Source organism: Roseateles noduli (assembly GCF_050626985.1).
Classification (GTDB): domain Bacteria; phylum Pseudomonadota; class Gammaproteobacteria; order Burkholderiales; family Burkholderiaceae_C; genus Roseateles; species Roseateles noduli_A.
The window spans coordinates 2,639,238-2,651,816 of sequence record NZ_CP192463.1; the positions used below are offsets into that span (position 1 = coordinate 2,639,238).

Genomic DNA, 12,579 nt, shown 5'->3' on the forward strand with positions numbered 1-12,579 from the left:
CGGGGCCGGCGCATCGCGTCCGGCGCCGACCTGCGCCATGACCGACCAAGCCTCCGCCAAAGACAACGAATCGCTCGGCCCCACCGCGAGCCGCCTGTGGCGCTTCATGAAGCCGCACCGCTGGGGGCTGCTGCTGTCGGTGGTCTCCTTCGTGCTGGTGGCGCTGACCGAACCGCTGATCCCGCAACTGCTGGGCTTCGCGCTCGGGGAGGGCTTCCAGGGCAAGAGCGCCGCGGCGACCACGCTGCCCGGTGGCACGGCCGTGCCGAGCATGCACGTCCAGTACAGCTTCCCGATCTGGATGGTGCCGATCGTGCTGATCGGCCTGTTCGCCTTGCGCGGCCTGTTCAGCTTCTGCGGCCAGTACATGCTGAACTGGACCATCTCGCGCACCGTCATGGATCTGCGCGCGGCGCTGCTGCAGGTGCTGCTGCGCGCCGACGCCCGCGTCTACACGAGCCTGCAGCCGGCCACCGCGGTGACCAAGGTCGTCAACGACCCGCAGCATGTCGTGACGCTGATCGCCGGCGCGCTGGTCACCATCCTGCGCGACGGCCTGCCGGCGCTGGCGCTGATGGGCTACCTGTTCTTCATCAACTGGAAGCTGACGCTGCTGTCGCTGATCACGGTGCCGGGGCTGGCCTTCGTGGTGCGAAAGGTCAACAAGCGGGTCCGGCGCATGGGCACCTGGGCCTATGACGCGCAGTTGCGGCTGGTCTCCGTCGTCGAGGACGTCACCCGCGCCTGGCGCGTGGTGCGCAGCTTCGACGCGGCCGATTACGAGACGCGGCGCTTCGCCGACCGGGCGCGCGAGGTGCAGCGCAGCTCGCTGAAGACGGCGGCGTCCAATGCGATGGCGCAGCCGCTCTCGCAGCTGATGGCGAGCATCGGCATCTCGCTCATCGTGAGCCTGGCGCTCTACCAGTCGCGGGTGAACGGCACCGGCGTGGGCGAATTCGCGGCCTTCGTCGCGGCGCTGCTGCTGATGAGCTCGCGGCTGCGGCATCTGAGCGACGTGATGCAGCCCATCACGAACGCCCTCGTCGTCGCGCGCGGCTGCATCGGTCTGCTGGACACGCCGGCCGAGCCCGACACCGGCACGCGCGAGCTGAGCGACGTGCGCGGCGACATCGCCCTGCAGCAGGTCACGCTGCGCTATCCCGGCGCGAACCGCGACGCGCTGGCCGCGCTGAACCTGAACATCCCCGCCGGCAGGACGACGGCGCTGGTGGGCAGCTCGGGCGCGGGCAAGAGCTCGGTGGTCAACCTGCTGCTGGGCTTCGAGCGTCCGGACAGCGGCCGCATCCTGCTGGACGGCGTCTCGATCGATGAGTTGACGAAGGCCAACCTGCGGCGCCAGTTCGCGGTGGTGTCCCAGGACATCGTGCTGTTCGACGCCTCGGTGGCGGACAACATCGCCTACGGCCAGGAACGCGACGACGCGAAGCTGGAACAGGCGTTGCGGGCCGCGGCCTTGTGGGACTTCGCGCAAGCGCTGCCCGAAGGCCTGGACACGACCGTCGGCGCCAACGGCAGCAAGCTGTCCGGCGGTCAGCGCCAGCGTCTGGCGATCGCGCGCGCGCTGTACAAGGACGCGCCGGTGTGGATCTTCGACGAGGCGACCTCGGCGCTGGACACCGAGAGCGAACGCGCCGTGCAGCAGGCGCTGGAGCAATGGCAGGGCCGCAAGACGCTGATCGTCATCGCGCACCGCCTGTCGACGATCCGGCGGGCCGACTGCATCCAGGTCATGGCCGACGGCCAGGTCGTCGAGTCCGGCGACCACGACGAGCTGGTGGCAAAGGACGGCGTCTACGCCGGCATGGTGAAGGTCCAGCACTGAGCGCCGCCCACCGCGCCTCGGACCAGTCCTCGGTCCGAGCCTGCGGAAACCGGCCCGGGGGAGGCGACCTGCGGTGAAGCCCCGCCAGCGTGGGAGCAGACCCCGGGCCGGTTTGCGCAGGCGAGCCACGTCTTGTCAGCACTGACACAAAGACGATAAGCCCCCGACAACGCCGATCGATCCAATGCGGAGCATCCCTTTCAGGAGCTCCGCATGCAGCCACACCGCCACACCCCGCACGAATCCGGCCACGATCATGATCAAGGCCTCGCGCACGACCTTGCCGTGCTCCAGCAGCGCCGACGCGCGCTGGGCCTGCTGGCGGGCGTCGCCGGCCTGGGCGGCCTGACCTTGCTGGGCTGCGGCGGTGGCGGCGCGGACGCCGGCACGAGCACCGTGGGCACGGGTTCCACGGGATCGACCGGCTCCACGGGATCGACCGGGAGCTGCTCGGTGATCCCCGAGGAAACCGCGGGCCCCTATCCCGGCGACGGCTCCAACAGCAACGGCAGCGGGATCACCAACGCGCTGGCGCTCAGCGGCATCGTGCGCAGCGACATCCGCACCAGCATCGGCACCGCGAGCGGCACGGCCGGCGGCGTGCCGCTGACCCTCACGCTGAAGCTGGTGACCGCGAGCAGCAGCTGCGCGGACCTGTCCGGCTACGCGATCTACCTGTGGCACTGCGACCGCGAGGGCCGCTACTCCCTCTACAGCGCCAGCGTCGTCAACGAGAACTACCTGCGCGGCGTGCAGAGCACCGGCAGCGACGGCACGGTCACCTTCACGACCATCTTCCCCGGCTGCTACGACGGCCGCATGCCCCACATGCACTTCGAGGTCTACCGCAGCGCCGACGTCGCGACCTCGTACGCCAACAAGATCAAGACCTCGCAGATCGCGTTCCCGACGGCGGTCTGCACGACGGTCTACAGCACCGCCTCGGGCTACAGCAGCAGCCTGACGAATTTCAATCGCATCACCTTCGCCTCCGACAACGTCTTCAGCGACGGCTACACGACCCAGCTGGCCACGCTCACCGGCGACGTCGCGAGCGGTTACGCCGCGACGCTGACGGTGGGCATCGCCGCCTGATCCGGACGCCCATGCCGCGCTTCATCCCCACGACCCGTCCCGGCCTCCCGGACCCCGGTGTATCGTCCGAGGCTGGCCCCGGCATGCCGCCGGTGGCGCCGGTGGAGGTGCGCATGACGCGGTGTCTGGTGGTCGACGACGATGCGGAGATCCGCCGGTCGCTCGACGAGTATCTGCAGAAGTTCAGCGTCGCGGTGAGCACCGCCGGCGACGGCCGCGAGATGCGCCGCCTGATGGCGACGCAGGTCTTCGACGTCGTCGTGCTGGACCTGATGCTGCCCGACGAGAACGGGCTGACGCTGTGCCAGTGGATCCAGCAGCACCACCCGTCGGTGCCGGTGATCATGCTGACGGCGCACGGCGATCCGATCAGCCGCGTGCTCGGCCTGGAGATGGGCGCCGACGATTACCTGGCCAAGCCCTTCGAGCCCCGCGAACTGGTGGCCCGCATCCATGCGATCCGGCGCCGCGCGCGTCGCGGCGAACACGAAGCGCAGACACGCCGCGAGTTCCGTTTCGAGGGCTGGGCCTTCGACCGGCTGCTGCGGCAGCTGGTCTCGCCGCAGGAGGTGGTGGTGCCGTTGTCGAGCGCCGAATTCCGCATGCTGAGCGCGCTCGTCGAGCGGCCCGGACGCGTGCTGAGCCGCGAGCAGCTGATCGAGCTGACGCGAGCGCCCGGCGTCGAGGTCAACGATCGCAGCGTGGACCTGACGATTTCGCGGCTGCGGCAGAAGCTCGGCGACTCGCCCAAGGAGCCGCGCCTGATCCGCACGATGCGCGGCGAGGGCTACCTCTTCGACGCCCAGGTGCAGACTTGAGCGCTCCTGATCACGTGACGGACCGCGTGTCGGATCACAGGACGGACCGGATGACGCATCGCCTGAAGCGGCGGGCCGTCGTGATCCGCGACGGATTCGCGCGGGCCTTCGGCGACACGCTCGCACGGCGGATCTTTCTCCTGCTGTGGGTCACGCTGGTGGTCGCGCAGGCGCTGGCAATCGGCGTCGTGACCTGGACCCGGGGCGATCCCTATGCCCTGCGCATGCACGGCGCGCCGTCGCTGCCGCCGATGCCGGCACTCGTGCGCGGGCCGCAGGCGCCCGGACCCGGACAAAGACCCGGAACCGAACCCGGGTCTGGACCGGGACCGGGACCGGGACCGCAGGGCATGGGCGCCGACTCCGAATTGCACGACGAGCCGCCACTCCCGGGCGACATGCCGATGCCCCCGCGCGAGGGCTTCCGCGGCTTTGCGCCGCCGCCCTCGCAGACGCAGGGCGCGCAGCCCTCCGGACCGCCGCCGCAGTGGCGAGGCCCGTTCCGCGCGTTGACCGCGTGGGAGCTGACGCTCGACTACGGCATCCGCCTGCTCGTCACCGGCCTGGCGGCCTGGATCGCCTCGCGCTGGCTGTCGCGCCCGATGCGCGATCTCGTGCGGGCGTCGCAGGAACTGGGGCAATCGCTGCACAAGCAGGACCGGCTGCCGCTGCTCGACGAGCAGCGCGGCACCCTGGAGGTCCGCGAGAGCGCGCAGGTGTTCAACGCGATGGCGCGCCAGCTGCGGCGGCAGTTCAACGAGCGCGGGCTGATGGTGGCGGCGATCTCCCACGACCTGCGCACGCCGCTGACGCGGCTGCGCATGCGGCTGGAGACGCTGGACATCGAGGAGATCCAGCGCCAGCGCTCCGTCGAGGACATCCGCGAGATGAATGCGCTGGTGGACGCGGTGATGGAACTGTTCCGCGGCGACGGCCCGGGTGCGGCGGAGCCGCTGGTCGACGTCGATCTCGGCGCTTTGGCGCAGGCGCTGACCGACGACCTGATCGAGCAGGCGATGCCGGTGCGCTTCGAGGACGACAGCGCGTCGTCTGACGACGAGTCGATGAACGGCGCGCCGGTGCTCGCCAAGGGCCAGCCGATGGCGCTGCGGCGCGTGCTGGGCAACCTCGTGGGCAACGCGGTGCGCTACGGCGGCAGCGCGGAGGTCCGCGTCGGCCGGGACGCGCAAGGCGCCTGGCTGCGCGTGACCGATCCAGGCCCCGGCATTCCAGAGGACAAGCTGGAAGCGGTGTTCGAGCCGTTCTACCGCCTGGAGGACTCCCGCAACCGTCACACCGGCGGCGCGGGACTGGGGCTCTACATCGCGCGGGAGCTGACGCTGAGGCAGCGGGGATCGCTGACCTTGTCGAATCGCCCGGAAGGCGGGCTCATGGCTGAACTCCGCCTGACGACCTGAAGCGTCACCGTCCCTCGGAAAGATCCATCGCCTCCGGCCCCGTTCGGCACGGTGTGGTGCGGCGCAGTGAGAAGCGGGTGTGGGTGCGGGCGCAGGAGCGGGCTCGATCCAGGTCCCGGTTCAGGCCCCCGACGAGGCCACCAGGCGGGGCGGCCCGGGAGGATTGGGCGGGACCTGCAGCGCGAAGCCGCCGGCGCGCTTGCGCATCGCTGCGGGGTCCATCTGCGGCGCCTGCGCGGGCCAGTCGAAGAACCGCTGGATCTCGACGCGACGGGCGAGCGTGTCCGACATGCCGAGCGTGATGAGCTCGTTCGTGTACTCGGGCTCGAAGAGCAGGTAGCTGACCAGCGCCGAGCCGCTGGCGGTGGCGCCCTCGCCCGACACGCCGACGCTGCGCAGCAGCGCGCGGATCGGCGGCGGCAGCGCGCCCTGGTGCTCGGCGGCGAGGCTGTCCAGCGGACGGCTCGGCGCGATCACGAGCGCCTCGATCGGCTTGAGCGGCGTGTTGCGCAGCGCCTCTTCCGGCAGCAGCGCGAGCGTGCTGTTGATGCGCTTGAGGCGCTCGATGTCGACGGCCAGCGCGTCCAGGAAGATATTGGACAGCGCGTGGCCGGCGATCTGCGCCAGGCTGGGATGGCCGGCGGGCGTCGGCCCGTGCTGGCCTTCGCCGCCGGCCTCGTGCATGCGGCCGGCGCCGATGACGAGGACCTTCTCCGCGCCCAGGTGCACGGCCGGCGAGATCGGCGCGGTCTGGCGCATCGAGCCGTCGCCGAACCATTCGACCTCGCCGCCGAGTTCCAGCGGCTCGGCCGGAAAGATGAAGGGGATGGCGGACGAGGCGACCAGATGCTCGATCGAGAGCTTCGGGATGCGGGTGGCGATGCGTTGCGTGCGGACCCAGGGATCGCGCTGCTGGTGCGTCTGATAGAAGGTGACGTGGTGGCCGGACGTGTAGCTGGAGCCCGTCACCGCAAGCGCGTCGATGTAGCCCTTGGCGAGCATCTCGTCGAGGCGGTCGAACTTGATCCACTGGTCCAGCAGGGCGCGCAGCGGGGTGTTGTTCAGCAGGCTGCGCGGGCGGGTGCGGCGCCAGCGGTTCAGCGCCCAGCCGAGCGAGAGCATGCTGAGCCACTTCGCGCCGGAGCGGATCACGCCGAAGGAATCGGCGGCGTAGACCTGGTTGACGTGGATGTTCTGCCAGATGTACATGAGGCCGTCGACGGCGGAGCAGAAGTCGTCGGCCTGGCAGGCGAGCGTGGCGGCGTTGATGGCGCCGGCGGAGGTGCCGGAGATCACCTGGAAGGGGTTGTCGCCGGTGGTGCAGGCATCGCGGCGCAGCTGCGCGATGGCAGCCAGCACGCCGACCTGGTAGGCCGCGCGTGCGCCTCCTCCGGTAAGGATCAGGCCGGTCCGGGGCTTGGCATCCTGCATGGGGGCAGCTTACGCCTGACACCCCCGGCGTGGGGTGGCGTCAGTACCCGTCAAATGGGGGATGGCGAGACAGACCTGCCAGAGGTCAAAGCGCAGAGATCAGCGGTGGGATAGCCTCCAGCTCATCGCGAACGTGGTTTCCGTGGCCTCACCCGCAAGGGCACAAAGTCGGCCATGAGTTCTGAAAGCTCCTTGTCTGAGCCGAGATTCGACAACGAATCGAAGGTCCCCTCCAGTCCGAGCGCCCATAGGACCATCAGCACCGATCCAATCTGGACTGAGGGCGTGCCCTTCTCTACTGCCAGCAACGTGCTGAGGCCAATTCCCGCCTTCGCTGCCAGATCTTGCTGGGTGAGCCGTCGAGCTCGCCGTGCCAACGAAATGCGATCGCCGAGATCTTCCAGCGAGTCTTCCAAGATGAAGGGGTAATTCTTATAACTCTTCATAAAGCACGTTTTAGACGCGACAAAGCTTCTTGGAACAACCTTTGTTCCGAAGACGGAAAAACAAGACGACGCCTTGCCACCTTGAGAGGTGCCTCGATTCGACACGACGTGCCTGCAACGGCCTAAGACTCCCGGTCCCATCAGCAACGTCAGCGTTGGCGGCGCAACCGTGGCCACGAACGAATCGCTCGCCGACGACGGGGTCCAGATGGTGCTCACGCCAGTGCAGCCGGCAGCGGTCCTCGCGGGAGAAACGATCGATGAGGAACCCACCTTGTCGAATCGCCTCTGGGGCGCAAGGAAGCTGCTGGGTGGTGCACTGGAGTTGGTCGGCGCAATGCGCCGCCAAAGGCCTTCAACTATCAAGCCGCGTCTGTGGTCGGCGAAGGCGTGGTACGAGCCACAGGACAGTTGCAGCAGATGACAAAGATGGTCGTCGTCCTGCGTCGAGTTCAACAGCAGAATCGCATGGACTTCATCCTGACCGCATACCCCAAGCCCTGACCATGCCGAGTCCAACTTCAGAAGACCCAGCGCTCAATCCCGACCTCGCCGAGTTCATCAGCGGCCGGTTCCACCAGGACTTCGACATCAACGGCGATACCCTGGAGGAGGTCGTGGGCGCATTTCGTCGCGATGTCCCGGCGGACTACGCCCAGCGGCTTGGCCTCGACATCGATCGCTTCCTCGCCTGGTAGGACGGCGATCTGAACGATCGGTTCCGGCGGATGTTCCAGCCAGACATCATCCCGACGGCGTTTCGACCGACCACGCGGGAGTTCCTCGAAGCGATCCGCAGCAAACTCTCGACAGCCGGTTGAAGCGCGCCGAGGCGCGCCACTTCAGCCGCCCGCGTCGTACACGATCTCCGCCGGCTTGAGCTGCTCCAGCGCCTCGTCGCTGGGCCAGAACTTGCCCGCGCCGCCCAGGCCCAGTTCCGCGACCGCGCCGTTGCGCTTGATCGGGATGCGCAGCTCCAGCCCCTGGCTGAGCACGCCCTGCTCCGTCTCCACGCGCTTGGCCGGCCAGCTCCTGACCAGTTCCAGCACCGTCGACGCCGGCAGGTTCGGCGCCGTGCGCAGGTAGCGCCCGAAGCGCGCCCGCGCCGCCGCCAGGCTGAACACCTGCTGCACGTTCATCCGCAGCCCGCCGGAGAAGCGGTCGTTCTGCACCTTGCCCACCGCGATGATCAGCTCGTCCTCGGCCAGCAGTTCCTTGTTGGCGTTGAGCATCTCCTCGTTGGCCACCGCCTCGATCGCATGCGTCTTGTCGTCGATCTTGAAGATCGCCACCCGGCCGCGCGAGCCGTTGATCACCCGCATGTCCGACACGATGCCCGCCACCGTCGTCGGCTCGCGGCTGTCCTGCAGGTCGACGATGCGGCGCTTGACCATCCGGCGCAGCTCCGTCTCCGCCTGGTCGAACAGGTGCCCCGACAGGTAGAAGCCGATCGCCGTCTTCTCCAGGCTCAGGCGCTCCTTGATGCCCCACTCGGGGACGTCGACGAAGTCCGGCTCCGCCGTCGACGAGCCGTGCCCGCCGTCGAAGTCGAACAGCCCGCCCTGGTTGACGTTCTGCGCCAGGTTGTCCGCATAGGTGTAGCCCAGCGCGACGCTGGCCAGCAGCCGCGCGCGGCTCGGGTGCAGCGCGTCGAAGGCGCCGGCCTTGATCAGCGCCTCGACCACGCGCTTGTTGACCGCCTTGCGGTCGACGCGCGCGCAGAAGTCGAAGAAGCTGGTGAACGGACCGCCTTCGGTGCGGGCGCGCACGATCGCCTCGATCGCGCCCGCGCCCGTGCCCTTGATCGCGCCGAGGCTGTAGTTGATCTTGCGCGCACGCGGCGTGGTGCCGGCCTTGCCTTCCTTGGCCACCGTCTTCGACGTGCCCTCGTCCGCGGCCATCGGCTCGAAGCGGCCGACGCCCAGGTTGATGTTGGGCGGCTCGAACTCGATGCCGAACAGCTTGGCATCGTTCATCAACACCTTGAGCTTGTCGGTGTCGTCCGATTCGATGGTCATGTTCGCGGCGAAGAACTCCGCCGTGAAATGCACCTTCAGCCAGCCCGTGTGATAAGCGAGGAGCGAGTACGCGGCCGCGTGCGACTTGTTGAAGCCGTAGCCCGCGAACTTCTCCATCAGGTCGAAGACCTCGTCGGCCTTGTCCTGGCCGATGCCCTTTTCCGCGGCGCCCTTGCGGAACAGGTCGCGGTGCATGGCCATCTCTTCGGCCTTCTTCTTGCCCATCGCGCGGCGCAGCATGTCCGCGCCGCCGAGCGAGTAGCCGCCCAGCACCTGGGCGGTCTGCATCACCTGCTCCTGGTAGACCATGATCCCGTAGGTCTCGGACAGCACCGGCTCCACCAGCGGATGCGGGTACTCGACCACCTCCTTGCCGTGCTTGCGCGCGACGAAGCTCGGGATCAGGTCCATCGGGCCCGGCCGGTACAGCGCGTTCAGCGCGATCAGGTCTTCCAGGCGCGACGGCTTCGCGTCCTTGAGCATGCGCTGCATGCCGCTCGATTCGAACTGGAACACCGACTCCGTCAGGCCGTCGGAGAACAGCTTGTAGGTCCGCTTGTCGTCGAGCGGGATGGTCTCGAACGCGAAGTCCTTGTGCTCGGGATACCGGTCGACGATGAAGTTCTTGGCCAGCTCGAGGATGGTCAGCGTCGCCAGCCCCAGGAAGTCGAACTTGACCAGGCCGATGGCCTCGACGTCGTCCTTGTCGTACTGGCTGACCGCCGAGGTCGAACCCGGCTGCTGGTACTGCGGGCAGAAGTCGGTGATCTTGCCCGGCGCGATCAGCACGCCGCCGGCATGCATGCCGATCGAGCGCACCGTGCCCTCCACGCGCGCCGCCATCTCCAGCAGGCCGGCGACTTCCTCGTCCTGCGCCTCGCGTTCCTCGATCTCCGGCGACTCGTGGCGCGCGTAGACCATCTTGGCCTTGTCCGGATCGAAGTCCGGCGGCAGCTTGGCCAGCGTCACCGTCTTGCCCGGAGGCGCGGGCACCAGCTTGGCGATCGAGTCCACATGGCCGAAGCCCATGCCCAGCACGCGGCCAATGTCGCGCAGCGCGCCCTTGGCCGCCATCGTGCCGAAGGTCGCGATCTGGCTCACCGCCGGGCGGCCGTACTTGTCCTTGACGTACTCGATGACGCGGTCGCGGTTGCCCTGGCAGAAGTCGATGTCGAAGTCGGGCATCGAGACCCGTTCCGGGTTCAGGAAGCGCTCGAACAGCAGGTTGTACTGCAGCGGGTCCAGGTCGGTGATCAGCAGCACGTAGGCGACCAGCGAGCCCGCGCCCGAGCCCCGGCCCGGGCCCACCGGGCAGCCGTTGTTCTTCGCCCAGCGGATGAAGTCACCCACGATGAGGAAGTAGCCGGGGAAGCCCATCTTGATGATGGTCTCGAGCTCGAACTCCAGCCGGTCCACATAGCGCTGGCGCACCGCCTCGCGTTTGGCCGGATCGGGGTACAGCAGTTGCAGCCGGTCCTCCAGACCCTCGTGCGAGAGCATGCGGAAGTACTGCTCCATCGGCATCGGCGTGCCGTCGGCCTGGATCGGCGTGGGGAAGTTCGGCAGTTGCGGCTTGCCCAGCACCAGCGTCAGGCTGCAGCGCTTGGCGATCTCCACCGTGTTGGCGATGGCGCTGGGGATGTCGGCGAACAGCGCCTCCATCTCCGCCTGGCTCTTGAAGTGCTGGCTGGGCAGGAAGCGCTTGACCCGCTTCGGGTTGGACAGCGTCTCGCCGTCGGCCACGCAGACGCGGGCCTCGTGGGCCTCGAAGTCCTCTTCGCCCAGGAACTGGATCGGGTGCGTCGCCACCACCGGCAGACCCGCCTTGGCGGCCAGCGGCACGAGCTGGCGCAGCAGCGCCTCCTGGCCCGGCAGGCCGGCGCGTTGCAGCTCGATGTAGAAGCGGTTCGGATAGATCGCGGCGAGGCGTTGCGCCACATCCAGCGCGCGCGCCTCGTCGCCGGCGATCAGCGCCTGGCCGATCGGGCCGAACTGCATGCCGCCCAGACAGATCAGGCCGGCGTTGAGCTCCTGCATCCATTCCAGTTTCAGCAGCGCCTGGTTGCGCTGCACGTTCTGGATCCAGGCCCGCGACAGCAGCTCGCTCAGGTTGAGATAGCCCTGGTTGTCCTGCACCAGCAGCAGCACCCGCGACGGCGGCCGGTCGACCGCTTCGGGCTCCAGCCAGGCCTCCACGCCGAGGATGGGCTTCACGCCCTTCTTGCGGCAGGCGTTGTAGAACTTCACCCCGCCGAACATGTTCGCGAGGTCGGTCAGGCCCAGGGCGACCTGGCCGTCCTTGGCGGCCGCGGCGGCGGCGTCGTCGATGCGCAGCGTGCCGTCGACGACGGAGAACTCGGTGTGGGTGCGGAGGTGAACGAAAGCCATTGCGCGATTGTAAGAAGGCTATGCTCGCCCCCCATCGAACACTCTCGCGGAGCGCCCGGATGACGATGAGCAAGACGACGATGACGGCCCTTCCCCTGATGGCGGCCCTGGCGCTGTGCGCGCCGCTGCTGTCGCACGCGGCCGAGCCCGCGGCAAAGGCCGCCAAGCCCGCCGCGGCATCGACGGCGACGGCGAAGAAGCCCGCCCAGCCGCCGCGCAGCAGCGCCGACATCCTCGCCACCGCGCCCGCCTCCGTCTGGCGCGATGTCGATCCGGACAACCTGCTGGTGATGGCACTGCCGCAGGGTCAGGTCTTCATCGAGCTGGCGCCGCGCTTCGCGCCGGCGCACGTCGACAACATCCGCGCGCTGGCCCGCGGCGGCTACTACGACGGACTGGCAATCGTCCGCGTGCAGGACAACTTCGTCACCCAATGGGGCGACCCCAACGCGGACGACGAGGACACCGGCCTCAAGGGCAAGGGCAAGCCCTTCCCGGCGGGGGCGAAGTCCCATCTTCCGGCGGAGTTCTCGATCCCCCTGAAGGGCGTGCCGATGACGGTGCTGCCGGATGTCGAGGGCTGGGCGCCGCGCGCCGGGCAGGTGGACGGGTTCCCGGCCGCCGCGGATCCGAAGACCGGCCAGGCCTGGCTGGCGCATTGCTACGGCACCGTCGGTGCGGGTCGCGGCAACGCGAAGGACTCCAGCACCGGCGCCGAGCTCTACGCGGTGATCGGACACGCGCCGCGCGGGCTGGACCTCAACATCACGGTGGTCGGTCGCGTGCTCAAGGGCATGGAGTTCCTGTCGGCGCTGCCGCGCGGTGGCGCGGCGATGGGCTTCTACGACAAGCCCGAGCAGCGGCTGGGCATCGATCGCGTCTCGCTCGCCTCCGCGCTGCCGGCCGAGCAGCGCCCTGCCCTGCAGGTCCTGCGCACCGACACGCCCACCTGGACCGAACTGCTGAACGCGCGCCGCAACCGCGGCGGCTGGTTCGTCCACAGCCCCGGCTACACGGACCTGTGCAGCGCCGCCGTGCCAGTGCGCATCAAGCCCGTACCCGCGCCCGATGTGAAGCTCAACGAACCCAAGTCGCCTGAAGCTCGCCGCTGAATCGGCCGCC

The 12,579-nt window shown here is 68.8% G+C and carries 10 protein-coding genes; 7 read left to right on the plus strand and 3 right to left on the minus strand.

All coding sequences use genetic code 11. The features are described 5' to 3' along the window. The first annotated feature begins 37 nt into the window (after positions 1-37). The 4 genes from msbA to ACQ4L4_RS11650 all read left to right on the plus strand — a co-directional run bounded on the left by msbA (position 38) and on the right by ACQ4L4_RS11650 (position 5,174). The gene (gene msbA / locus ACQ4L4_RS11635) at positions 38-1,843 is read left to right on the plus strand and encodes a lipid A export permease/ATP-binding protein MsbA (RefSeq protein ID WP_431104387.1); all 1,806 of its coding nucleotides are present in this window, start codon (positions 38-40) and stop codon (positions 1,841-1,843) included. A gap of 213 nt (positions 1,844-2,056) precedes the next feature. Next, positions 2,057-2,938 carry an intradiol ring-cleavage dioxygenase gene (locus ACQ4L4_RS11640; protein ID WP_431104388.1) on the plus strand — a complete coding sequence of 294 codons (882 nt, stop codon included), beginning with the start codon at positions 2,057-2,059 and terminating at the stop codon, positions 2,936-2,938. An 83-nt stretch (positions 2,939-3,021) separates the two neighbouring features. Next, positions 3,022-3,756, plus strand: coding sequence for a response regulator (locus ACQ4L4_RS11645; protein WP_431104389.1), 735 nt, complete (start codon positions 3,022-3,024; stop codon positions 3,754-3,756). A 50-nt stretch (positions 3,757-3,806) separates the two neighbouring features. Next, entirely contained in the window at positions 3,807-5,174 is a 1,368-nt protein-coding gene (locus tag ACQ4L4_RS11650; RefSeq protein WP_431104390.1) for an ATP-binding protein, read from the plus strand. Positions 5,175-5,294: 120 nt separating this feature from the next. On the opposite strand, the gene ACQ4L4_RS11655 is transcribed toward ACQ4L4_RS11650, so the two are convergent. Both ACQ4L4_RS11655 and ACQ4L4_RS11660 read right to left on the minus strand, forming a co-directional pair. Beyond that, positions 5,295-6,605 (minus strand): patatin-like phospholipase family protein, encoded by a 1,311-nt coding sequence (locus ACQ4L4_RS11655; RefSeq protein WP_431104391.1) that lies wholly within the window; start codon positions 6,603-6,605, stop codon positions 5,295-5,297. Between the two features lie 122 nt (positions 6,606-6,727). Further along, positions 6,728-7,270 (minus strand): helix-turn-helix domain-containing protein, encoded by a 543-nt coding sequence (locus tag ACQ4L4_RS11660; protein ID WP_431104392.1) that lies wholly within the window; start codon positions 7,268-7,270, stop codon positions 6,728-6,730. 171 nt (positions 7,271-7,441) lie between these two features. Here ACQ4L4_RS11660 and ACQ4L4_RS11665 point away from each other — a divergent pair, with 171 nt between their 5' ends. Both ACQ4L4_RS11665 and ACQ4L4_RS11670 read left to right on the plus strand, forming a co-directional pair. Then, on the plus strand, positions 7,442-7,555 hold the full coding sequence (locus ACQ4L4_RS11665) for a hypothetical protein (protein WP_431104925.1): 114 nt from the start codon (positions 7,442-7,444) through the stop codon (positions 7,553-7,555). A gap of 2 nt (positions 7,556-7,557) precedes the next feature. Further along, the gene (locus ACQ4L4_RS11670; protein ID WP_431104393.1) at positions 7,558-7,749 is read left to right on the plus strand and encodes a contact-dependent growth inhibition system immunity protein; all 192 of its coding nucleotides are present in this window, start codon (positions 7,558-7,560) and stop codon (positions 7,747-7,749) included. A 144-nt stretch (positions 7,750-7,893) separates the two neighbouring features. Here ACQ4L4_RS11670 and dnaE read toward each other — a convergent pair whose 3' ends face one another. Further along, positions 7,894-11,457: a DNA polymerase III subunit alpha gene (gene dnaE / locus ACQ4L4_RS11675; protein WP_431104394.1), complete on the minus strand. Its 3,564-nt coding sequence runs from the start codon at positions 11,455-11,457 to the stop codon at positions 7,894-7,896. 59 nt (positions 11,458-11,516) lie between these two features. Between dnaE and ACQ4L4_RS11680 the strand changes: the two genes are divergently transcribed. Further along, positions 11,517-12,569: a peptidylprolyl isomerase gene (locus ACQ4L4_RS11680; protein ID WP_431104395.1), complete on the plus strand. Its 1,053-nt coding sequence runs from the start codon at positions 11,517-11,519 to the stop codon at positions 12,567-12,569. The last annotated feature ends 10 nt before the right edge of the window (positions 12,570-12,579 follow it).